Origin of the sequence: Streptomyces gelaticus (assembly GCF_014649535.1) — a bacterium.
In the GTDB taxonomy this organism is placed as follows: Bacteria; Actinomycetota; Actinomycetes; order Streptomycetales; family Streptomycetaceae; genus Streptomyces; species Streptomyces gelaticus.
This window is the reverse complement of sequence record NZ_BMTF01000022.1, coordinates 83,248-105,734: the sequence shown is the minus strand read 5'-3', so window position 1 is coordinate 105,734 and position 22,487 is coordinate 83,248. Positions and strand designations below refer to the sequence as shown.

General features: G+C 70.0%; 18 protein-coding genes. 6 read left to right on the top strand and 12 right to left on the bottom strand.

From position 1 onward, the window contains the following. Window positions 1-132 precede the first annotated feature (132 nt). Window positions 133-1,143, bottom strand: a complete 1,011-nt coding sequence (locus IE107_RS26715) for a polyprenyl synthetase family protein (protein WP_189546891.1) — start codon at window positions 1,141-1,143, stop codon at window positions 133-135. A 156-nt stretch (window positions 1,144-1,299) separates the two neighbouring features. Between IE107_RS26715 and IE107_RS26710 the strand changes: the two genes are divergently transcribed. From IE107_RS26710 to IE107_RS26690, 6 genes are all read left to right on the top strand, one after another. Beyond that, window positions 1,300-2,799: a peptide MFS transporter gene (locus IE107_RS26710; RefSeq protein ID WP_189546890.1), complete on the top strand. Its 1,500-nt coding sequence runs from the start codon at window positions 1,300-1,302 to the stop codon at window positions 2,797-2,799. A gap of 9 nt (window positions 2,800-2,808) precedes the next feature. Beyond that, window positions 2,809-4,803 carry a CocE/NonD family hydrolase gene (locus IE107_RS26705; RefSeq protein WP_189546889.1) on the top strand — a complete coding sequence of 665 codons (1,995 nt, stop codon included), beginning with the start codon at window positions 2,809-2,811 and terminating at the stop codon, window positions 4,801-4,803. Window positions 4,804-4,943: 140 nt separating this feature from the next. Continuing rightward, on the top strand, window positions 4,944-6,173 hold the full coding sequence (gene fahA / locus IE107_RS26700) for a fumarylacetoacetase (protein WP_189546888.1): 1,230 nt from the start codon (window positions 4,944-4,946) through the stop codon (window positions 6,171-6,173). Window positions 6,174-6,207: 34 nt separating this feature from the next. Next, window positions 6,208-6,399, top strand: coding sequence for a GPP34 family phosphoprotein (locus IE107_RS26695; RefSeq protein ID WP_189546921.1), 192 nt, complete (start codon window positions 6,208-6,210; stop codon window positions 6,397-6,399). 29 nt (window positions 6,400-6,428) lie between these two features. Continuing rightward, complete coding sequence (locus tag IE107_RS35810; protein WP_268246620.1) at window positions 6,429-6,551, top strand: hypothetical protein; 123 nt, start codon at window positions 6,429-6,431, stop codon at window positions 6,549-6,551. Between the two features lie 129 nt (window positions 6,552-6,680). Continuing rightward, window positions 6,681-7,289, top strand: coding sequence for a Uma2 family endonuclease (locus tag IE107_RS26690; protein WP_189546920.1), 609 nt, complete (start codon window positions 6,681-6,683; stop codon window positions 7,287-7,289). Window positions 7,290-7,317: 28 nt separating this feature from the next. Here IE107_RS26690 and recQ read toward each other — a convergent pair whose 3' ends face one another. From recQ to nuoE, 11 genes are all read right to left on the bottom strand, one after another. Next, window positions 7,318-9,291, bottom strand: coding sequence for a DNA helicase RecQ (gene recQ / locus IE107_RS26685; RefSeq protein WP_189546887.1), 1,974 nt, complete (start codon window positions 9,289-9,291; stop codon window positions 7,318-7,320). A gap of 141 nt (window positions 9,292-9,432) precedes the next feature. Next, on the bottom strand, window positions 9,433-11,100 hold the full coding sequence (gene nuoN, locus IE107_RS26680) for an NADH-quinone oxidoreductase subunit NuoN (RefSeq protein ID WP_189546886.1): 1,668 nt from the start codon (window positions 11,098-11,100) through the stop codon (window positions 9,433-9,435). Then, complete coding sequence (locus IE107_RS26675) at window positions 11,097-12,668, bottom strand: NADH-quinone oxidoreductase subunit M (RefSeq protein ID WP_189546885.1); 1,572 nt, start codon at window positions 12,666-12,668, stop codon at window positions 11,097-11,099. Before IE107_RS26675 ends, nuoN begins: the two co-directional genes overlap by 4 nt. Window positions 12,669-12,673: 5 nt before the next feature. After that, window positions 12,674-14,569: an NADH-quinone oxidoreductase subunit L gene (gene nuoL / locus IE107_RS26670; RefSeq protein WP_189546884.1), complete on the bottom strand. Its 1,896-nt coding sequence runs from the start codon at window positions 14,567-14,569 to the stop codon at window positions 12,674-12,676. A 14-nt stretch (window positions 14,570-14,583) separates the two neighbouring features. Then, the gene (gene nuoK, locus IE107_RS26665; RefSeq protein WP_189546883.1) at window positions 14,584-14,883 is read right to left on the bottom strand and encodes an NADH-quinone oxidoreductase subunit NuoK; all 300 of its coding nucleotides are present in this window, start codon (window positions 14,881-14,883) and stop codon (window positions 14,584-14,586) included. Beyond that, entirely contained in the window at window positions 14,880-15,707 is an 828-nt protein-coding gene (locus IE107_RS26660; protein WP_189546882.1) for an NADH-quinone oxidoreductase subunit J, read from the bottom strand. The genes nuoK and IE107_RS26660 overlap by 4 nt, the downstream gene beginning before the upstream one ends. Then, window positions 15,704-16,369, bottom strand: a complete 666-nt coding sequence (nuoI, locus tag IE107_RS26655) for an NADH-quinone oxidoreductase subunit NuoI (protein ID WP_189546881.1) — start codon at window positions 16,367-16,369, stop codon at window positions 15,704-15,706. Before nuoI ends, IE107_RS26660 begins: the two co-directional genes overlap by 4 nt. Then, a complete protein-coding gene (gene nuoH, locus IE107_RS26650; RefSeq protein ID WP_189546880.1) occupies window positions 16,362-17,765 on the bottom strand; it encodes an NADH-quinone oxidoreductase subunit NuoH in 1,404 nt (467 codons plus the stop codon). The genes nuoI and nuoH overlap by 8 nt, the downstream gene beginning before the upstream one ends. Then, window positions 17,762-20,293, bottom strand: a complete 2,532-nt coding sequence (locus IE107_RS26645) for an NADH-quinone oxidoreductase subunit G (protein WP_189546879.1) — start codon at window positions 20,291-20,293, stop codon at window positions 17,762-17,764. The genes nuoH and IE107_RS26645 overlap by 4 nt, the downstream gene beginning before the upstream one ends. Beyond that, the gene (gene nuoF, locus IE107_RS26640; RefSeq protein ID WP_189546878.1) at window positions 20,290-21,666 is read right to left on the bottom strand and encodes an NADH-quinone oxidoreductase subunit NuoF; all 1,377 of its coding nucleotides are present in this window, start codon (window positions 21,664-21,666) and stop codon (window positions 20,290-20,292) included. The genes IE107_RS26645 and nuoF overlap by 4 nt, the downstream gene beginning before the upstream one ends. Then, window positions 21,666-22,487, bottom strand: coding sequence for an NADH-quinone oxidoreductase subunit NuoE (nuoE, locus tag IE107_RS26635; RefSeq protein ID WP_189546919.1), 822 nt, complete (start codon window positions 22,485-22,487; stop codon window positions 21,666-21,668). Before nuoE ends, nuoF begins: the two co-directional genes overlap by 1 nt.

The following is a 22,487-nucleotide window of genomic DNA, read 5'->3' as shown; positions in this document are numbered from 1 at the left end:
GTGGTTGTTCTCCATCTGACCAAACCGGCGGCACGGAAGCGTCAGCCCCCGGGAGCAACTCCGCGTACCTCTTCGGTATGACACCGCACGGCACTCGCTCCCCCGTCCAGTAGGGGACGCCCGGACAGCCGCTCAACCCGCGCGGTGCACCACCGCGTCGCACAGCTCCCGCAGCGCGGCCTTCGCATAGCCCTCGGGCAGCGGCGCCAGCGTCGCGCGCGCCTCCTCCGCGTACCGGACGGTGTCGCGCCTGGCCTGCTCCAGTGCCGGGTGGGCGCGCAGCCTGCGCAGCGCCTCGGCGTGCCGGGCGTCGTCGCTGAGGTCGCCGTCGAGCAGCTCGACGAGCTCCAGGTCCTCCGGCTTCCCGTCGGCCTCCGCCTGCGCCCGCAGGTGGAGCACCGGAAGTGTCGGGATGCCCTCGCGCAGGTCGGTGCCCGGGGTCTTGCCGGACTCGTGGGAGTCGGAGGCGATGTCGAGCACGTCGTCGGCGAGCTGGAAGGCGACGCCGAGCCGCTCCCCGTACTGGGTCAGGATGTCGACCGCGGACTCGTCCGCGCCGGCCATCATCGCGCCGAACCGGCAGGCCACCGCGATCAGCGAGCCGGTCTTGCCCTGCATCACTTCCAGGTAGTGCTCGACCGGGTCGCGGCCGTCGCCCGGCCCCGCGGTCTCCAGGATCTGGCCGGTGACCAGCCGCTCGAACGCCTCCGCCTGAATGCGTACGGCCTCCGGGCCGAGGTCGGCCAGTATGTGCGAGGCGCGGGCGAAGAGGAAGTCGCCGGTCAGCACGGCCACCGAATTGTCCCAGCGGCTGTTGGCGCTGGGGACACCGCGGCGCACGTCCGCCTCGTCCATCACGTCGTCGTGGTAGAGCGTCGCGAGGTGCGTCAGCTCGACGACGACGGCCGCGGGCACCACGCCCGGCGCGTCCGGGTCGCCGAACTGGGCGGCCAGCATCGCCAGCAGCGGCCGGAAGCGCTTGCCCCCGGCGCGTACGAGATGCTGCGCGGCCTCCGTGATGAAGGGCACGCCGCTCTTGGTGGCATCGAGCAGCCCGGACTCGACAGCAGCCAACCCGGCCTGGACATCGGCCTCAAGTGCCTGGTCCCGCACGCTCAGCCCGAACGGCCCGACGACGGTCACGAGGGGATCTCCTGTCTGCTGACGATCACACGGAATGTCGATGTGTCGCTGTCATCACTCAAGTCAGCGTATCCGGTCCCCTTTGGATCACCGTGGGCGCCTTCCCGCCACCGCCGGTATGTTCGGGATCAGCTCATACGATCAGGAGTTCTCCCTTTGTCCCACACGGCCACCGCCACCGACCCGAGTCAGCCGCCGCCCGAAGACGACCACGCATTTTTCGGCCAGCCACGAGGGCTGATGACCCTGTCCGGTCTGGAGGTCTGGGAACGCTTCTCGTTCCTGGGCATGCAGGCGATCCTGGTCCTCTACTTCGCCGACACCGTCGCCCGCGGCGGGATGGGCATGGAGGCGGGCACCGCGGCTTCGGTCTCGGCCGCCTACGGCACCCTCGTCTACCTGGTCTCCGTCGCCGGCGGCTGGCTGGCGGACCGGATCCTCGGCTCGTACCGCGCCGTCCTGTACGGCGGAATCCTCATCGCCTGCGGCCATTACGCCATGGCGGTGCCCACCGACACCATGACGTGGGTCGGCCTCGGTCTGATCAGCGCCGGGACCGGTCTGCTCAAGCCCAATGTGGCGACCATGGTCGGCAAGCTCTACCGCACCGCCGACGAGCGCCGCGACGCCGGCTTCGCCCTCTACTACATGGCCATCAACATCGGGGCGTTCCTCGGCCCGCTGGTCACCGGCTGGCTCGGGGACCACGCGAGCTGGCACTGGGGCTTCTCGGCCGCAGCCTTCGGCATGACCCTCGGCCTGATCCAGTACGTGCTGGGCCGGCGTCACCTGTCCGGGCGAACGCACGGCGCCGAATTCGCGCTGGCACCGGCACCCATGCGCCGCGCCGTTCGACTGATCGTGGCCGGCGCCGTCGTCGTCGCCGCCGTCGCCACCGCGCTCGCCCTGGCCGGCTGGCTGACCATGGACCGCTTCGTCGACCTGCTCACCCTGATCTCGGTGATCGCGCCGGTCGTCTACTTCGTGGTGATGTTCCGCAGCCCCCGGGTCACCGGCGAGGAACGCGGCAGGCTGCGCCCGTACGTGGTGCTCTTCCTGGCCTCCGTCGTCTTCAACTTCATCCTGTTCCAGGCGTACTCGACGATGATGCTGCTCGCGTCGACCAACGCCCGTACCGAGATCCTCGGCTTCCACTTCCCGGCGAGCTGGTACGCCTCCGCGCTCGGCGCCTTCGAGGTCGCGCTCGCCCCGGTGGTCGCCACCGTCTGGGCCCGGATGGGTCCGCGCCAGCCGCACGCCTCCAACAAGATCGCGATCGGGGTGATCCTCGGCGGGCTGTCCTTCCTGCTGATGGTGCTGCCGACCTCCGGGCACTCCGGCGACACCTTCAAGATGGCCGCCTGGTGGATCGTCGGCTCGTACCTGCTGCTCGGACTCGGCGACGTCCTGCTGGAGACCTCCGGCATGTCCGCGACCACCAAGCTCGCCCCCAAGGCGTTCGCCAGCCAGACGATGGCGCTCTGGTTCCTCTCGCTGGCCCTCGCCAACGGCATCCAGGCCCAAGTCGTGAAGCTGTACGGCGAGGTCTCCAACCCCGCCTACTTCGGTGTCAATGGCGCGATCGCGGTGGTGGCCGGTGTGGCCGTGATGGCCGCCGCACCCTGGCTCAAGCGCACCATGCACCCCGTCCACTGAGGTACCGCCATGCACATCCGCACCACGTTCCCGTACGAGACCACCCGTGAGGACGTCCGCATCCCGCTGCCGGACGGCACCCGGCTGTACGCCCGGATCTGGCGGCCCGTCACCGACGAACCGGTACCCGCGCTGCTGGAGTACCTGCCCTACCGGCTGAGCGACTGGACGGCACCGCGGGACTGGCAGCGCCACCCCTGGTACGCGGGCCACGGCTACGCCTCCGTCCGGGTGGACGTACGCGGGCACGGCAACAGCGAGGGCCTGCCGGGCGACGAGTACCACGCGACGGAGCTGGCCGACGGCGTCGCTGTCATCCACTGGCTGGCCCAGCAGGAGTGGTGTTCCGGCCGGGTCGGCATGTTCGGCATCTCCTGGGGCGGCTTCAACTCGCTCCAGATCGCCGCGCTGGCGCCCGAACCGCTGAAGGCGGTCGTCACCGTCTGCTCGACCGACGACCGCTACGACAACGACGTCCACTACATGGGCGGCTCGGTCCTCGCCGTCGACATGCACGCCTGGGCGGCCACCATGCTGGCCTTCGTCTCCCGGCCGCCGGACCCGGCGCAGGTCGGCGAGGGCTGGAAGGACATGTGGCTGAAGCGGCTGGAGGCCGTCGACCCCTTCATCCACACCTGGCTGGCGCACCAGACCCGCGACGGCTACTGGAAGCACGGCAGCGTCTGCGAGGACTACTCCGCGATCCGCGCGAAGGTCCTCGCGGTGGGCGGCTGGCACGACCCGTACCGCGACACCGTCCTGCGGCTCGTCGAGCACCTCGCCCCGGACCGGGTCCGCGGGCTGATCGGGCCGTGGTCGCACCAGTACCCGGACCGCGGGCTGCCGCCGGGCCCGTCGATCGGCTTCCTCCAGGAGACGCTGCGCTGGTGGGACCAGCACCTGAAGGACAAGGACACCGGCGTCATGTCCGAGCCGCTGCTGCGGGCCTGGATCAGCGATTCGCACCGCCCCGCCACGGTGTACGAGACGCTGCCGGGCCGCTGGGCCGGCGAGAACAGCTGGCCGTCCCCGAACATCGAGCCGGTCGCGTACGCCCTCGGTGGCGGCCCGCAGATCGTCGACTCGCCGCAGCAGACGGGGCTGGACGCCGGGCGCTTCTTCCCGTTCGGCAACGACGCCGACCTGCCGCCCGACCAGCGCGACGAGGACGCCAAGTCGGTCTGTTTCGAGTTCCCGGTCGAGGGCGCCCCGATCGAGATCCTCGGCCGTCCCCGGGTGAAGCTGCGCATCCGGATGGACGTGCCGCGCGGCCAGGCGATCGCCCGGCTCTGCGACATCGCGCCGGACGGCTCCTCGACCCTGGTCACCCGGGGCGCGCTCAACCTCTCCGCCCGGGGTGGCCGCGACCGCGCGGACGACTGGCCGGTGGGCGGCACCGAGGACGTGACCTTCGAGCTGAACGGCATCGGGCACACCTTCCCGCCCGGCCACCGGATCAGGCTCGCGGTCTCCTCCTCGTACTGGCCGTGGATCTGGCCGCAGGCCGGGTCGGTCGGCTTCACCCTGGACGCGGACGGCAGCCTCGTCGAACTGCCGGTGCGCCGGGCCGTCGAGGAACCCGCAATCGGGTTCGAGGAGCCGGAGCAGTCGGAGCCGCTCGGCGTCGTGTACCCGGTGACGCTCGACGAACAGCGCCCGGAGCGGCTGGTGGTCCGCGACGTCGCCAAGGGCGAATGGCGGCTGGAGGTCGACCCGCGCTACGGCGGCACCCGCGTCTACCCGGACGGCCTGGAATTCACCGAGGACGCCCTGGAGACGTACACGATCCAGGAGAACGACCCGCTCTCCGCACGCACCCGCTCCGACTGGGCGATCCGGCTGCACCGGCCGGAGCTGGCGTGGGACGTACGGATCGAGACGCGCTCCGAGATCGCTGCGGACGACAGCGACTTCATCACCTCCGACGAAGTGGTCTGCAAGGAGGGCGACGAGGTCGTCTTCCACCGCACCTGGGAGAAGCGGATCCCGCGTACGGCGGGCTGAACCGGACCCACCGCCGTGCCCCGGACACCCGGGGCACGGCGGAACTTTCCGGGCATCAGGGGCGGTTGGGACACTCCCGCGAGAGGGTGGCGCCGACGTAACGTGTCCCCCAAGCGACCTGGAAAGCGAGGCAGCACCACATGCCCGAGCAGAGCAGCCCGCTCGATCTGGCCGAGGGCGACCCCTTCGGTCCGCACAACCTTCCCTACGGAGTGTTCTCCACCCCCGACCACCCCGAGGACCGCCGGGTCGGCGTCCGCATCGGCAACCACGTACTGGACGCCGGAGCCGCGGCGCACGCGCTCGGCTCGCCCTACGCGCAGCTCCTCGCGCAGCCGGACCTGACCGCGCTGCTCTCGGCGGGCCGCACCGCCTGGCGGGACGTCCGGCGGGCGCTGACCGCGTGGGTGACGGTCCCGGCGCACCGCGCGGACATCGAACCGCTGCTGCACCCGGTCGATTCCGTGACGCTCCATCTGCCGTACGCGGTCGCGGACTACGTCGACTTCTACGCGAGCGAGAACCACGCCACCAACGTCGGCAAGATCTTCCGGCCCGACGCCGAGGCGCTGACGCCCAACTGGAAGCACCTCCCGATCGGCTACCACGGCCGGTCCGGCACCGTCGTCGTCTCGGGCACGGACGTGGTGCGCCCGTCCGGCCAGCGCAAGGCGCCGACCGACGCGGCCCCGGTCTTCGGACCCTCCGTCAAGCTGGACATCGAGGCCGAGGTCGGTTTCGTCGTCGGCGTCGGCTCCGAGCAGGGCCGCCCGGTCCCGCTCGGCGACTTCCGCGACCACGTCTTCGGTCTCTGCCTGCTCAACGACTGGTCGGCACGCGACATCCAGGCCTGGGAGTACGTCCCGCTCGGCCCGTTCCTCGGCAAGTCCTTCGCCACCTCCGTATCGGCCTGGGTGACACCCCTGGAGGCCCTGGAGTCGGCCCGCATCGCTCCCCCGGCCCGCGACTTCCCGCTGCTCCCCTATCTGGAGGACGCCGGCGAGGAGGAGGCCGGCGGCCTGGACCTGCGGATCTCCGTCGCGATCAACGGACAGGTGGTCGCCGAGCCGCCGTTCGCCACGATGTACTGGACGGCGGCCCAGATGCTGGCCCAGATGACGGTGAACGGCGCCTCGCTGCGCACCGGCGACCTGTACGGCTCCGGCACGGTCAGCGGCGCCGAGCCCGGTCAGCGCGGCTCCCTCCTGGAGCTGACCTGGAACGGCCGCGACCCGCTGGACCTCCCGGACGGCAAGCGCACCTTCCTGGAGGACGGCGACACGGTGACGATGACCGCCTGGGCCCCGGGCCCGGACGGCACGCGGGTGGGACTCGGCGAGGTCACGGGCCGGATCGTTCCCGCGTCATGATGCCGCCCGCCCGGAGCTCACGCTCCCCGAGGAACTGCTGCTGCTCGCACCGGACCCGCAGCGCGGCAAGCCGCAGTGCTCCGGCCGTTTCCTGAAGTACGGGACGGCGGGCGCGGTCCTGAGGGAGCTGGAGCTCCAGGGCCGGGTCACCGGACAGGCCGGCCGGACCCGCGCAGCCGGACCCTGGCCGCGCTGGTCTCGGCGGTCGGCCTTTCGGGCACGGTGACCCGGGGCGGCCTGCGGAAGCAGTGGGCGATGCGCGACCTGGTGGACGAGGAGTGGACCGCGGACGCGGTGTACCGGAACGTACGCGAGGACAGGGCGAACCGGAACGGCAGCAGAAGGCACGGCAGCCAAGGCGGCTTCGGCGACGACTGACGGGGACGGCGGGCGCGGGGCGCCCGCGCGTCAGCTTCGCACGGGCGTTCACACGTTCGGGGGAGCCCTCTCCCGTTTCCGACGGATACGCTGAAAAGTCCCACAAGACTCTGCGTCATGGGAGCACTGATGAGCGTCGAACCCGAGGCCCCCGAGCCGCGGTGGGCGGTTCCGCCCGTAGGCGGCTGGACCGCCGATGACCTGGACACACTCCCGAATCTGCCTCCGCACACGGAGCTGATCGACGGGAGCCTTGTTTTCGTGAGTCCGCAGACCCTCTTCCACATGCGAGCGGTCGACTTCTTCAATTGGCAGTTGCAGTCGCTGGCACCGCACGAATTCGAAGTCGTACGCGATTTCACCATCGACATCGACCGCTACAACCGGCCCGAACCCGATGTGATCGTCGTGGACGGCGAGATCATCCAGGATCCGAGCCAGACCCGCTTCCCCGCCGAGTCCGTACAGCTGGCCATCGAGGTCGTCTCCCCGGAATCCCTGACCCGGGACCGGGAGACCAAGCCCATGAAGTACGCGCGGGCGAAGATCCCGCACTACTGGCGGGTGGAGAATCACGACGACCGGGCGGTGGTCTACGTCTTCGAGCTGGAGCCGTCGACCGGGGCTTACACCTCCACCGGCATCTTCCACGACCGGATGAAGGTCTCCGTTCCCTTCCCTGTCGATCTCGACCTCACCGAGATCACCGCACGCCGCCGGGCGGCGGCCCCGGAGTAACCGGGCCGCCGCCCCTCGTGTACCGCCCTCACTCGTACTCGGGCGGCTCCTCGTCCCAGCCGAACTCGGGGTCCGATTCGGGAGCCGACGGGGCCGGTGCGGGGGTGGCTTCGCGGGCCGGAGCCTCCGCAGGGGTCGCCGCCCCGAACGTCGCAAGCACCTCCAGCACCCCCTCCCCGTACGTCGCCAGCTTCTTCTCGCCCAGGCCGCTGATCCCGCTCAGCGCGGACACCGAGTCCGGCCGCACCGTGGCGATCTCGCGCAGGGTTGCGTCGTGGAAGATGACGTACGCCGGGACGCCCTGCTCCTTCGCCCGGGCGCCCCGCCAGGCCCGCAGCGCCTCGAAGACCGGGACGGCCTCGGGGGCCAGCTCGGCGGCGGCCGCCTGCGACTTCGGCTTGCGTTCGGCCTTCGTGGAGCGCGACGCGGGCTTCGGCGCCTCCTTGCGCAGCAGCACCTCACGCTGCCGCCCGAGCACCGAGCCGCTCTCCTGAGTGAGCACCAGCGTGCCGTACTCGCCCTCGACGGCGAGCAGCCCCTGGGCGAGCAACTGCCGTACGGTGCCGCGCCATTCGGCCTCGGACAGCTCGTCGCCGATGCCGAAGACCGAGAGCTGGTCGTGGTCGAACTGGATGACCTTGGCGGTCCTGCGGCCGAGCAGGATGTCGATGATCTGGCCCCCGCCGAACTTCTGCCCGCGCTCCCGCTTCAGCCGCACCACGGTCGACAGCAGCTTCTGTGCGGCCACCGTGCCGTCCCAGCTCTCGGGCGGGGTGAGGCAGGTGTCGCAGTTGCCGCAGTCCGCCGCGGTGGGCTCCTGGCCGAAGTACGTCAGCAGTTGGGCGCGGCGGCACCGGACCGTCTCGCACAGGGCCAGCATCGAGTCGAGGTGGGAGGCCGCGCGGCGGCGGAACGCCTCGTCGCCCTCGCCGCCCTGGATGAGCTTGCGCTGCTGGACGACGTCCTGGAGGCCGTACGCCATCCAGGCCGTGGACGGCAGTCCGTCACGGCCGGCGCGGCCGGTCTCCTGGTAGTAGCCCTCGACCGATTTCGGCAGGTCGAGGTGGGCGACGAAGCGTACGTCCGGCTTGTCGATGCCCATGCCGAAGGCGATGGTCGCGACGACGACCAGGCCCTCCTCGCGCAGGAACCGGGACTGGTGGACGGCGCGCGTGCCCGCGTCGAGCCCCGCGTGGTACGGGACGGCCTCGATGCCGTTGCGGCAGAGGTACTCGGCGGTCTTCTCCGTCGAATTGCGCGAGAGGCAGTAGACGATGCCCGCGTCCCCGGCGTGCTCGTCCTTGAGGAAGGAGAGCAGCTGCTTCTTCGGGTCGGCCTTCGGCACGATCCGGTACTGGATGTTGGGCCGGTCGAAACTGGCGACGAAATGCTTGGCGTCGGGCATGCCCAGACGATGGGTGATCTCCTGGTGCGTGGCGTCGGTCGCGGTCGCCGTCAGGGCGATGCGCGGTACGTCGGGCCAGCGCTCGCCGAGGACGGAGAGGGCCAGATAGTCCGGCCGGAAGTCGTGACCCCACTGGGCCACGCAGTGCGCCTCGTCGATCGCGAAGACGGAGATCTCGCCGCGCGAGAGCAGCGCGAGAGTGGAATCGAGCCGGAGCCGCTCCGGGGCCAGGTAGAGCAGGTCGAGCTCACCGGCGACGAACTGGGCCTCCATCGAACGGCGCTCGTCGAAATCCTGCGTGGAGTTGATGAAGCCGGCCCGCACCCCGAGCGCGCGCAGCGCGTCCACCTGGTCCTGCATCAGGGCGATCAGGGGGGAGATGACGATGCCTGTACCCGCTCTGACCAGGGACGGGATCTGGTAGCAGAGGGATTTGCCGCCACCGGTCGGCATGAGCACGACGGCGTCCCCGCCGGCCACCACATGGTCGACGATCGCTTCCTGCTCGCCGCGGAACGCCTCGTACCCGAATACCTTGTGCAGCGTCCGCCGTGCGTCGCTCTCGGTCTCTTCCATGGTCCCGCCCGTCGTGCTCATCGCTCTGTCCCCCGGGTCCGTCCCGCTTTTTCGTCCGTGCTGCCGCCGTCCCCTGCCACGATAGGCGCCGCCTACGACAACGCCGGACGGGCTTGACTCATCAAGCCCGTCCGGCGACGGTCGTTGCTGTGCAGGAGTGCGCTACCTCACGAACACTCCCGCCTGGCTCGCCAGGTCCAGGAAGTACTGCGGGGCCAGGCCCAGCACCAGCGTGACCGCGACACCGACCGCGATCGTCGTCATCGTCAGCGGGGACGGGACGGCGACCGTGGGGCCGTCCGCCTTCGGCTCGCTGAAGAACATCAGCACGATGACCCGGATGTAGAAGAACGCGGCGATCGCCGAGGAGATCACACCGACCACGACCAGTCCGCCCGCGCCGCCGTCGGCCGCGGCCTTGAACACGGCGAACTTCCCGGAGAAGCCGGAGGTCAGCGGGATACCGGCGAAGGCCAGCAGGAACACCGCGAAGACCGCGGCGACCAGCGGCGAGCGCCGGCCGAGCCCGGCCCACTTCGACAGGTGCGTGGCCTCGCCGCCCGCGTCGCGCACCAGGGTGACGACGGCGAACGCCCCGACCGTCACGAAGGAGTACGCGCCCAGGTAGAAGAGGACCGACGAGATGCCGTCCGGGGTCGTCGCGATCACACCGGCGAGGATGAATCCGGCGTGGGCGATCGAGGAGTAGGCCAGCAGCCGCTTGATGTCGGTCTGGGTGATGGCGACGATCGCACCGCCCAGCATCGTGATGATCGCGACGGCCCACATGACCGGGCGCCAGTCCCAGGCGAGGCCCGGCAGCACCACGTACAGCAGGCGCAGCAGCGCACCGAACGCGGCGACCTTGGTGGCCGCGGCCATGAAGCCGGTGACCGGGGTCGGGGCGCCCTGGTAGACGTCCGGGGTCCACATGTGGAACGGGACGGCGCCGACCTTGAAGAGCAGGCCGGTCAGGATCATCGCGCCGCCGATCAGCAGCAGCGCGTCATTGCCCATGGTGTCGGCGAGTGCCGGGTCGATCTGGGTGACGGAGCCGTTGACCACGTTCGCGATCGTCGCGTACGAGACGGAGCCCGCGTACCCGTAGAGCAGGGCGATCCCGAAGAGCAGGAACGCCGAGGAGAAGGCGCCGAGCAGGAAGTACTTCACCGCGGCCTCCTGCGACATCAGCCGCTTGCGGCGGGCGACGGCGCACAGGAGGTAGAGCGGGAGGGAGAAGACCTCCAGGGCCACGAAGAGCGTCAGCAAGTCGTTGGCCGCGGGGAAGACCAGCATGCCCGCCACCGAGAAGAGGACCAGCGGGAAGACCTCGGTGGTGGTGAATCCGGCCCTGACCGCCGCCTTCTCGCTGTCGCTGCCGGGGACCGAGGCGGCCTGGGCGGCGAAGGAGTCGACGACATGCTTGCCGTGCGCGGCGGGGTCGAGCCGCCGTTCGGCGAAGGTGAAGACGGCGACCAGCGAGGTCAGCAGGATGGTGCCCTGCAGGAACAGCGTCGGACCGTCGATCGCGATGGCGCCCATCGCGGCGATGTGCGCCTTCGTCGTGCCGTATCCCCCGGCCGCCAGTCCGACGACCGCGGCGAACGCTGCGGCGAGGGCGACGACCGTGAGGAAGACCTGCGTGTAGTAGCGGGCCCGGCGCGGCACGAAGGCCTCGACGAGCACGCCCACCACGGCGACACCGATCACGATGAGGACCGGGGCCAGCTGGGTGTACTCGATGACCGGTGCCTTGAACTTCTCGACCGGGGCGGTCGACGTCACCCCGCCCGCCATTGTCCACAAGCTGTGGACAGCTGTTGCGCTCACTTGGCGGCCTCCACCTCAGGCTGGGGGTCCTTCTTCTGGACGTCCGACATGGTGTGCTGCACCGCCGGGTTGACGATCTCCGTCAGCGGCTTCGGATAGACACCCAGGAAGAGCAGCAGCGCGATCAGCGGAAGGACCACCACCAGCTCCCGGACCTTGAGGTCCGCCATGCCCTGGACCTCGGCCTTCACCGGGCCCGTCATCGTCCGCTGGTAGAGGACGAGGACGTAGAGCGCGGCGAGCACGATGCCGGTCGTGGCGATGACGCCCGCCGCCGGATACGCGCTGAACGTGCCGACCAGGACCAGGAACTCGCTGACGAACGGGGCGAGCCCGGGCAGCGACAGGGTGGCCAGACCGCCGATCAGGAAGGTGCCGGCCAGGACGGGCGCCACCTTCTGCACCCCGCCGTAGTCGGCGATGAGCCGCGAACCGCGCCGGGTGATCAGGAAGCCCGCCACCAGCATCAGCGCGGCGGTCGAGATGCCGTGGTTGACCATGTAGAGCGTGGCACCGGACTGGCCCTGGCTGGTCATCGCGAAGATGCCCAGGATGATGAAGCCGAAGTGCGAGATCGACGCGTAGGCGATCAGGCGCTTGATGTCGCGCTGGCCGACGGCGAGCAGCGCCCCGTACACGATGCTGATCAGCGCCAGGACGACGATCACCGGCGTCGCCCACTTGCTGGCCTCCGGGAAGAGCTGGAGGCAGAAGCGGAGCATCGCGAAGGTGCCGACCTTGTCGACGACCGCGGTGATCAGGACGGCGACCGGGGAGGTCGCCTCGCCCATCGCGTTGGGCAGCCAGGTGTGCAGCGGCCACAGCGGGGCCTTCACCGCGAAGGCGAAGAAGAACCCGAGGAAGAGCCAGCGCTCCGTGCTGGTCGCCATGGAGAGCGAGCCGTTCGCTCGGGCCTCGGCGATCTCGGAGAGCGAGAACGTTCCCGCGACGACGTACAGCCCGATGACGGCGGCCAGCATGATGAGCCCGCCGACCAGGTTGTAGAGGAGGAACTTGACCGCGGCGTACGAGCGTTGCGCCGCCGCGTTCTCGTCGCTGCCCGTGTGTGCCCGGTCCCCGAAGCCGCCGATGAGGAAGTACATCGGGATGAGCATGGCTTCGAAGAGGATGTAGAAGAGGAAGACGTCGGTGGCCTCGAAGGAGAGGATCACCATCGCTTCGACCATCAGGATCAGGGCGAAGAAGCCCTGCGTCGGACGCCAGCGCGAGGACTTCGTCTCCAGGGGGTCGGCGTCGTGCCAGCCGGCCAGGATGACGAAGGGGATCAGCAGGGCGGTGAGCGCCATGAGCACCACCCCGATGCCGTCCACGCCCAGTTCGTACCGGACGCCGAAGTCCTTGATCCAGGCATGCGATTCGGTGAGCTGGTAGCGCTCGCCGCCGGGCTCGAAGCGGGCCAGCGCGATGCCCGCCAGCACGAGTGTGGCCAGCGAGAAGACCAGCGCCAGCCATTTGGCGGCGGTGCGCCGGGCGGCCGGGACGGCGGCGGTGGCAACCGCGCCGATCGCCGGGAGCGCAGCCGTCGCTGTCAGGAGGGGAAAGGACATGGTGATCAGACCGCCCTCATCAGCAGGGTCGCGGCGATGAGAACCGCCGTACCGCCGAACATCGAGACCGCGTAGGAGCGGGCGTAGCCGTTCTGCAGCTTGCGCAGCCGGCCGGAGAGCCCGCCCATCGAGGCCGCCGTGCCGTTGACGACGCCGTCGACCAGGGTGTGGTCGACGTACACCAGGGAGCGGGTGAGGTGCTCGCCGCCGCGGACCAGGACCACGTGGTTGAAGTCGTCCTGGAGGAGATCGCGGCGGGCGGCCCGGGTGAGCAGCGAGCCGCGCGGGGCGACGACCGGCACGGGCTTGCGTCCGTACATCGCCCAGGCGATGGCGACGCCGATGACGAGCACCACCATGGTGGCGGCGGTGACCGTCGCGGCACCGATCGGGGCGTGTCCGTGGCTGTGGCCGGTGACCGGCTCCAGCCAGTTCAGGAAGCGGTCGCCGATGGAGAAGAAGCCTCCGGCGAAGACCGAACCGAACGCCAGGACGATCATGGGGATGGTCATCGACTTCGGGGACTCGTGCGGATGCGGCTGGTGGCCTTCCGCGTCGGGCTGCCAGCGCTTCTCGCCGAAGAACGTCAGCAGCATCACGCGCGTCATGTAGAACGCGGTGATCGCGGCGCCCAGCAGGGCCACCGAGCCGAGGATCCAGCCCTCGGTGCCGCCCTTGGCGAAGGCCGCCTCGATGATCTTGTCCTTGGAGAAGAAGCCGGACAGACCGGGGAAGCCGATGATCGCCAGATAGCCGAGGCCGAAGGTGATGAAGGTGACCGGCATGTACTTCCGCAGGCCGCCGAACTTCCGCATGTCGACCTCGTCGTTCATGCCGTGCATGACCGAACCGGCACCGAGGAAGAGCCCGGCCTTGAAGAAGCCGTGCGTCACCAGGTGCATGATCGCGAAGACATAGCCGATCGGGCCGAGCCCGGCGGCCAGGATCATGTAGCCGATCTGCGACATCGTCGAGCCGGCGAGGGCCTTCTTGATGTCGTCCTTCGCGCAACCGACGATCGCACCGAAGAGCAGCGTGACCGCTCCGACGACCACGACGGCCAGCTGTGCGTCCGGCGCGGCGTTGAAGATCGCGCCGGACCGGACGATGAGGTACACACCCGCGGTCACCATGGTCGCGGCGTGGATAAGGGCCGAGACCGGGGTCGGGCCCTCCATCGCGTCACCGAGCCAGGACTGCAGCGGCACCTGGGCCGACTTGCCGCAGGCCGCGAGCAGCAGCATCAGGCCGATCGCCGTCAGCTTGCCCTCGCTCGTCTCCCCGGTCGCCGCCAGCACGGGGCCGAAGGCGAAGGTGCCGAAGGTGGTGAACATCAGCATGATCGCGATCGACAGGCCCATGTCACCGACCCGGTTGACCAGGAAGGCCTTCTTGGCGGCCGTGGCGGCGCTGGGCTTGTGCTGCCAGAAGCCGATGAGCAGGTACGACGCCAGGCCGACGCCCTCCCACCCGACGTACAGCAGCAGGTAGTTGTCGGCGACGACCAGAATCAGCATCGCCGCGAGGAACAGGTTCAGATAGCCGAAGAAGCGGCGCCGCCGCTCGTCGTGCTCCATGTAGCCGATCGAGTAGATGTGGATCAGGGTGCCCACACCGGTGATCAGCAGCACGAACGTCATCGACAACTGGTCGAGCTGGAAGGCCACATCGGCCTGGAAGCCCTCGACCGGAATCCAGCTGAACAGCTTCTGGTGCAGCGTCCGGTCCTCCGCGCCCTTCCCCAGCATGTCGAGGAAGAGCACCACACCGATGACGAACGACACGGCGGCGAGCAGGGTGCCGAGCCAGTGGCCGGCCCGGTCCAGCCGCCGGCCGCCGCAGAGCAGGACCGCCGCTCCGAGCAGAGGCGCCGCGACGAGCAGCGCGATCAGGTTCTCCACGATTCAACGTCCCCTTACAGCTTCATCAGGCTGGCGTCGTCGACCGAGGCCGAGTGGCGGGAACGGAACACCGACACGATGATCGCGAGCCCGACCACGACCTCCGCAGCGGCGACGACCATCGTGAAGAACGCGATGATCTGGCCGTCGAGATTGCCGTGCATCCGGGAGAAGGTCACGAGCGCGAGGTTGCAGGCGTTGAGCATCAGCTCCACGCACATGAACAGCACGATCGCGTTCCGCCTGATCAGCACCCCGGCCGCACCGATGGTGAACAGCAGGGCTGCGAGGTAGAGGTAGTAGACCGGATTCACTTGGCGACCTCCTCTTCGTCGTTGCCACGGCCGAGCCGCTCCTCGGAGCGCTGCTCCAGCGCCTTGAGCCGGTCCAGCGACTCGTTCGACACATCGCGGATCTGGCCGCGGTTGCGCAGCGTCTGCATCACGGTGAGCCCGGCGGGCGTACCGTCCGGGAGCAGACCCGGGATGTCCACGGCGTTGTGCCGGGCGTAGACACCGGGGGCGGGCAGCGGCGGCAGCTGCTTTCCGCGTACGCGCTGCTCGGACATCTCCCGCTGGGTCCTGGCCCGTTCGGTGCGCTCCCGGTGGGTGAGCACCATCGCGCCGACCGTCGCCGTGATCAGCAGGGCGCCGGTGATCTCGAAGGCGAAGACGTACTTGGTGAAGATGAGGCTGGCCAGCCCCTCGACGTTCCCGCCGTGCTCGGTGTTGGCGGTGCCGAGTCCGTTGAAGCTGTTCAGCGAGGCGTTGCCGATGCCGGCGATGAGCAGGACGCCGAAGCCGAGCCCGCAGCCCGCGGCCAGCCAGCGCTGCCCCTTCAGGGTCTCCTTCAGCGAGTCGGCCGCGGTGACACCGACGAGCATGACCACGAAGAGGAACAGCATCATGATCGCGCCGGTGTAGACGACGATCTGGACGATGCCCAGGAAGTAGGCGCCGTTGGCGAGGTAGAACACCGCAAGGACGATCATGGTCCCGGCGAGGCTCAGCGCGCTGTGCACGGCCTTCTTCATCAGTACGGTGGACAGCGCGCCGATCACGGCGACGATCCCGAGCACCCAGAACTGGACGGCCTCACCGGTCGAGGTCTGGGAGGCCGCAGCGGCCAGGGCGGTCATGTGCCCACCTCCTGCGCCGAGCCGTTGTTCCCGCGGTGCGTGTCGTCCGGCTTCTCGCCCTTGGAGACGGCGGTCTGGCGCTCCGTACCGGGGGCGGCCTCGGTGACCAGGCCCCGGTAGTAGTCCTGTTCGTCCATCCCCGGGAAGATCGCGTGCGGGGTGTCGACCATGCCCTCCTCCAGGCCCGCGAGCAGCTCGTCCTTGGTGTAGATGAGGCTCTCGCGGGTGGTGTTGGCGAGCTCGAAGTCATTGGTCATCGTCAGCGCCCGGGTCGGGCAGGCCTCGATGCACAGTCCGCACAGGATGCAGCGCGCGTAATTGATCTGGTAGACGCGGCCGTAGCGCTCACCCGGGGAGTAGCGCTCCTCGTCGGTGTTGTCCGCGCCCTCGACGTAGATCGCGTCCGCCGGGCAGGCCCAGGCGCACAGCTCGCAGCCGACGCACTTCTCCAGGCCGTCCGGGTGACGGTTGAGTTGGTGCCGGCCGTGGAAGCGCGGCGCCGTCACCTTCGGCGTTTCCGGATACTGCTCGGTCAGCCGCTTCTTGAACATGGCCTTGAAGGTCACGCCGAAGCCGGCGACGGGGTTCTGGAACTTCTCCTCCGAGGACCCCGAGGAACCCGAGGCTCCCGAAGTCCCCGAGGACTCTGGTGACTCAGACACCGTCGGCCTCCTTTCCGTCACTCGAATGTTCGTCACTCTGAGTATCCGATCCGCCACTGACAACGAGCTTCCGCTCGCCCCGCGGCCTGCGGCGCGGCACCGGTGGCAGGGTCTGTCCGGGCAGCGGCGGCACCGGGAACCCGCCCGCCATCGGGTCGAACGCCGGCTCCGGTCCGGCCTCCGCCTCGGCGGCCCGGCGCTTCTTGTCGCGGAAGATGTCGGCGACGAAGGAGATCAGCAGGATCGCGATCACGGCCCCGGCCACGTACAGCACGATCTTTGTGAAGTCGTAGCCCTCGTTGCGCAGCGCCCGCACCGTCGCGACCAGCATCAGCCAGACCACGGAGACCGGGATCAGGACCTTCCAGCCGAGCTTCATCAGCTGGTCGTAGCGGACCCGGGGCAGCGTGCCGCGCAGCCAGATGAAGAAGAACAGCAGCAGCTGGACCTTGAGGACGAACCAGAGCATCGGCCACCAGCCGTGGTTCGCGCCCTCCCAGAAGGTGCTGATCGGCCACGGGGCCCGCCAGCCGCCCAGGAACAGGGTCGTGGAGACCGCGGAGACGGTGACCATGTTGACGTACTCGGCGAGCATGAACATCGCGAACTTGATCGACGAGTACTCGGTGTTGAAGCCGCCGACCAGGTCGCCCTCGGACTCCGGCATGTCGAACGGGGCGCGGTTGGTCTCGCCGACCATCGTGACGATGTAGATGATGAAGGAGACCGGCAGCAGGATGATGAACCAGCGGTCCTGCTGCGCCTCCACGATCTTCGAGGTCGACATCGACCCGGAGTAGAGGAAGACCGAGGCGAATGCAGCACCCATCGCGATCTCGTAGCTGATCATCTGCGCGCAGGAGCGCAGACCGCCGAGGAGCGGGTACGTCGATCCGGACGACCAGCCGGCCAGCACGATGCCGTAGATCCCGACCGAGGCGACCGCGAGGATGTAGAGCATCGCGATCGGCAGGTCGGTCAGCTGCATCGTGGTGCGGTGCCCGAAGATCGAGACCTCGTTGCCGGACGGGCCGAACGGGATCACCGCGATCGCCATGAACGCCGGGATGGCGGCGACGATCGGGGCGAGCACGTACACGACCTTGTCGGCCCGCCTGACGACCACGTCCTCCTTCAGCATCAGCTTGATGCCGTCGGCGAGCGACTGGAGCATGCCCCAGGGGCCGTGCCGGTTGGGGCCGATGCGCAGCTGCATCCAGGCGACGACCTTGCGCTCCCACACGATGGAGAAGAGCACGGTCACCATCAGGAACGCGAAGCAGAACACCGCCTTGACGACGACGAGCCACCACGGGTCGGTGCCGAACATCGACAGGTCCTCGGCGGCGAGCACGGCGCTGTGCGGTGCCGCGGCCAGTTGAGCGAAGGCACTCACGCCCCCACCTCCGGTGTGACGTCGGGAGTACCCGGTGCGGCGGGGCCGATCCGGACCAGACCGCCGGGCCGGGCGCCGGTGTCGGCCGGGACGCCCCGCCCGACGGAGTTCAGCGGCACCCAGACCACCCGGTCCGGCATGTCGGTGACCTTCAACGGGAATGCGACGCTGCCCGCCGGTCCGGTGACGGCCAGCAGATCGCCGTCCTTCACACCCGTCTCGGCCGCGGTGGCCGCGGACAGCCGGGCGACCGAGGCGTGCCGGGTGCCGGCCAGCGCCTCGTCGCCCTCCTGGAGCCGGCCCAGGTCGAGCAGCATCCGGTGGCCCGCGAGGACCGCCTCGCCGTCGCCGGGCCTGGGCATCGGCTGCGCCGGCTCGTTCGGTTCGGTGGCGCGCGCCCCGCTCCAGCCGCCGAGCCGGTCCAGCTCGCGGCGTACGGACTTCAGGTCCGGCAGCGCGAAGCGGCCGGTTTCATCGGCGCCCCGGGCACCGGCCATCGCGTCGGCCAGCATGTGCAGCACCCGGGCATCGCCCGGCGCGAGCGTGCGCGTCATCTGCTCGGGCTTCAGCGCCGCCTCGAACATCCGCGCCCTGCCCTCCCAGTTGAGGAAGGTGCCGGACTTCTCGGCCACCGCGGCGACCGGGAAGACCACATCGGCGCGCTCGGTGACCTCGCTCGGCCGCAGCTCCAGCGAGACCAGGAAGCCGACCCGGTCCAGGGCCTGAAGGGCCCGCGCCGGGTCCGGCAGGTCCACCGTCTCGACCCCGGCGACGACCAGCGCGCCCAGCTCACCGGTGGCCGCGGCCTCGACGATCTGGCCGGTGTCGCGGCCGAAGCGGGACGGGAGTTCGGCGACGCCCCAGGCGGCCGCCACCTCGTCCCTGGCCCGCGGGTCGGTCGCCGGGCGGCCGCCGGGCAGCAGCGACGGAAGCGCGCCCGCCTCCACCGCGCCGCGCTCGCCGGCCCGGCGCGGGATCCACACCAGCTCGGCCCCGGTCGCGGTGGCCGTCCGTACCGCGGCGGTGAACCCGCCCGGCACCGCGGCCAGCCGCTCACCGAGCACGATCACGGCGCCCTCGCCGCGCAGCGCCTCGGCCGCCGCGGCTCCGTCGCCGTCGAGTCCGACGCCGCCCGCGATCGCGTCCAGCCACTCGGTCTCGGTGCCGGGAGCGGTGGGCAGCAGCGTGCCGCCCGCCTTCTCCAGGCCGCGGGTGGCGTGCGAGGCGATGGCGTAGGTGCGCTGTCCGTGCTTGCGGTTGGCCTTGCGCAGCCGCAGGAAGACGCCGGGTGCCTCCTCCTCCGACTCGAAGCCGACCAGCAGCACCGTCGGGGCCTTCTCCAACGAGGTGTACGTGACCCCCGCGCCGTCCAGATCCCGGCCGCGGCCGGCAACGCGGGCGGCCAGGAAGTCGGCCTCCTCGCCGCTGTGGACCCGGGCCCGGAAGTCGATGTCGTTGGTGTCCAGCACGACCCGGGCGAACTTGCCGTACGCGTAGGCGTCCTCGACGGTCAGCCGGCCGCCGGTGAGCACACCGGCCCGGCCGCGCGCGGCGGACAGACCGGCGGCCGCGGCGGCGAGCGCCTCGGGCCAGCTCGCCGGTTCCAGGGCGCCGTCCGCGTTGCGTACCAGCGGAGTGGTGAGCCGGTCCCGCTGCTGCGCGTAGCGGAAGCCGAAGCGGCCCTTGTCGCAGACCCACTCCTCGTTGACCTCGGGGTCGTTGGCGGCGAGCCGCCGCATGACCTTGCCGCGCCGGTGGTCGGTGCGGGTCGCGCAGCCGCCCGCGCAGTGCTCGCAGACCGACGGCGAGGACACGAGGTCGAAGGGGCGGGAGCGGAACCGGTACGCCGCCGAGGTCAGTGCCCCGACCGGGCAGATCTGGATGGTGTTCCCGGAGAAGTACGACTCGAACGGGTCGCCCTCGCCGATGCCGACCTGCTGCAGCGCGCCGCGCTCGATCAGCTCGATCATCGGGTCGCCCGCCACCTGGTTGGAGAACCGGGTGCAGCGCGCGCAGAGCACGCACCGCTCACGGTCCAGCAGCACCTGGGTGGAGATCGGGACGGGCTTCTCGTACGTGCGCTTCTTGCCGTCGAAGCGGGAGTCCGCGTCGCCGTGCGACATCGCCTGGTTCTGCAGCGGGCACTCGCCGCCCTTGTCGCAGACCGGGCAGTCCAGCGGGTGGTTGATGAGCAGCAGCTCCATCACACCCTTCTGGGCCTTCTCGGCGACCGGCGAGGTGAGCTGCGACTTCACCACCATGCCGTCGGTGCAGGTGATGGTGCAGGACGCCATCGGCTTGCGCTGCCCCTCGACCTCGACGATGCACTGGCGGCAGGCGCCGGCCGGGTCGAGGAGCGGGTGGTCGCAGAAGCGCGGGATCTCGATGCCGAGGAGTTCGGCGGCGCGGATGACCAGGGTGCCCTTGGGCACGCTGATCTCGATGCCGTCGATGGTCAGCGTGACCAGGTCCTCGGGCGGGATGGCCGCCTCGCCGCCCCCGGAGGGCGCACTCGTGGTGACTGTCATGCGTTCACCCCCTGGTGAGCGTTCTTGTCGTCGGCCCAGGCGGTCGACCTGGCGGGATCGAAGGGGCAGCCCTGGCCCGTGATGTGCTGCTCGTACTCCTCGCGGAAGTACTTCAGCGAGGAGAAGATCGGCGAGGCGGCGCCGTCACCGAGGGCGCAGAAGGACTTGCCGTTGATGTTGTCGGCGATGTCGTTCAGCTTGTCGAGGTCGGCCATCTGTCCCTTGCCGGCCTCGATGTCGCGGAGCAACTGGACCAGCCAGTAGGTGCCTTCGCGGCAGGGCGTGCACTTGCCGCAGGACTCGTGGGCGTAGAACTCGGTCCAGCGGGTGACGGCCCGCACGACGCAGGTCGTCTCGTCGAAGCACTGGAGCGCCTTGGTTCCGAGCATGGAACCGGCGGCGCCGACGCCCTCGTAGTCGAGCGGTACGTCGAGGTGCTCGTCGGTGAACATCGGGGTCGACGAGCCGCCCGGGGTCCAGAACTTCAGCCGGTGGCCGGGGCGCATGCCGCCGCTCATGTCGAGCAGCTGGCGAAGCGTGATGCCGAGCGGTGCCTCGTACTGGCCGGGGCCCGCGACGTGCCCGCTGAGCGAGTACAGCGTGAAGCCGGGGGACTTCTCGCTGCCCATCGACTTGAACCAGTCCTTGCCCCGGTTCAGGATCGCGGGAACCGAGGCGATGGACTCGACGTTGTTCACCACAGTGGGGCAGGCGTACAGACCGGCGACCGCGGGGAAGGGAGGTCGCAGCCGGGGCTGGCCACGCCGTCCTTCGAGAGAGTCGAGCAGCGCGGTTTCCTCACCACAGATGTACGCACCGGCACCGGCGTGCACCGTGAGTTCCAGATCGAGCCCTGAGCCCAGGATGTTCGTCCCCAGATAACCCGCCTCGTACGCCTCTCGTACGGCCTCGTGCAGGCGTCGCAGCACGGGGACGACCTCACCGCGCAAGTAGATGAACGCGTGCGACGAACGGATCGCGTAACAGGCGATCACGATGCCCTCGATGAGGCTGTGCGGGTTGGCGAACAGGAGCGGGATGTCCTTGCAGGTGCCCGGTTCCGATTCGTCGGCGTTGACAACGAGATAGTGCGGTTTGCCGTCGCCCTGCGGGATGAACTGCCACTTCATCCCGGTGGGGAAGCCCGCGCCGCCGCGGCCGCGCAGACCCGAGTCCTTGACGTAGGCGATGAGGTCGTCCGGTGCCATGGCGAGGGCCTTGCGCAGCCCCTCGTATCCCTCGTGGCGCCGGTAGGTCTCCAGGGTCCAGGATTCCGGCTCGTCCCAGAAGGCGGAGAGGACGGGGGCGAGCAGTTTCTCGGGGCTGCCCCCGCCGCCGCCTCCGTTGTCGTTGATCTCGGTCGTCAACGTCATCACTCCCCCTCCTCGGCGGTCGGGCCGGCCGGGTGGTCCGGGTCGGAGGCCGAGGTCTGCTGCGGTGCGTCGTGCGAGCCGAGGTGCTCGGACGGCGACGGGTCGTGAGGCTGGGCGCCGGTGGGACGCTCGCCGCGCGGCGCGACGACGCGTGGGGGCGGCTCCTCGCCCCTGGCGAGCCGGAGACCGATCAGCGAGGCGGGGCCCGCGCCGCCGGAGGCTTCGACGGCACCGGGGCGCTCGTCGGGGAAGCCGGCCAGGATCCGGGCGGTCTCCTTGTACGAGCAGAGCGGGGCGCCGCGGGTGGGTTCGACGGTGCGCCCGGCGATCAGGTCGTCGACCAGGCGGGTCGCGCTCTCGGGCGTCTGGTTGTCGAAGAACTCCCAGTTGACCATCACGACGGGGGCGAAGTCGCAGGCCGCGTTGCACTCGATGTGTTCGAGGGTGATCTTCCCGTCCTCGGTCGTCTCGTCGTTGCCGACGCCGAGGTGCTCCTTGAGCCGGTCGAAGATGGCGTCGCCGCCCATCACCGCGCACAGGGTGTTGGTGCAGACACCGACCTGGTAGTCACCGCTCGGCCTGCGCCGGTACATCGTGTAGAAGGTGGCGACCGCGGTGACCTCGGCGGTGGTGAGGCCGAGCAGCTCGGCGCAGAACGCCATGCCCGTGCGGGAGACGTATCCCTCCTCGGACTGCACCAGGTGCAGCAGCGGCAGCAGGGCGGAGCGGCTGCCGGGGTAGCGGGCGATCACCTCCTTCGCGTCCGCTTCGAGCCTGGCGCGCACCTCGGCCGGGTAGGCGGGGGCGGGGAGCTGCGGCAT

Bases quoted from the DNA above. Each gene is read 5' to 3' on its own strand.
- IE107_RS26705 (WP_189546889.1), top strand. From the start codon at position 2,809: ATGCACATCCGCACCACGTTCCCGTACGAGACCACCCGTGAGGACGTC.
- fahA (WP_189546888.1), top strand. From the start codon at position 4,944: ATGCCCGAGCAGAGCAGCCCGCTCGATCTGGCCGAGGGCGACCCCTTC.
- IE107_RS35810 (WP_268246620.1), top strand. From the start codon at position 6,429: ATGCGCGACCTGGTGGACGAGGAGTGGACCGCGGACGCGGTGTACCGG.
- IE107_RS26690 (WP_189546920.1), top strand. From the start codon at position 6,681: ATGAGCGTCGAACCCGAGGCCCCCGAGCCGCGGTGGGCGGTTCCGCCC.
- recQ (WP_189546887.1), bottom strand. From the start codon at position 9,291: ATGAGCACGACGGGCGGGACCATGGAAGAGACCGAGAGCGACGCACGG.
- IE107_RS26675 (WP_189546885.1), bottom strand. From the start codon at position 12,668: ATGTCCTTTCCCCTCCTGACAGCGACGGCTGCGCTCCCGGCGATCGGC.
- IE107_RS26660 (WP_189546882.1), bottom strand. From the start codon at position 15,707: ATGACCGCCCTGGCCGCTGCGGCCTCCCAGACCTCGACCGGTGAGGCC.
- IE107_RS26645 (WP_189546879.1), bottom strand. From the start codon at position 20,293: ATGACAGTCACCACGAGTGCGCCCTCCGGGGGCGGCGAGGCGGCCATC.
- nuoF (WP_189546878.1), bottom strand. From the start codon at position 21,666: ATGACGTTGACGACCGAGATCAACGACAACGGAGGCGGCGGCGGGGGC.
- nuoE (WP_189546919.1), bottom strand. From the start codon at position 22,487: ATGCCGCAGCTCCCCGCCCCCGCCTACCCGGCCGAGGTGCGCGCCAGG.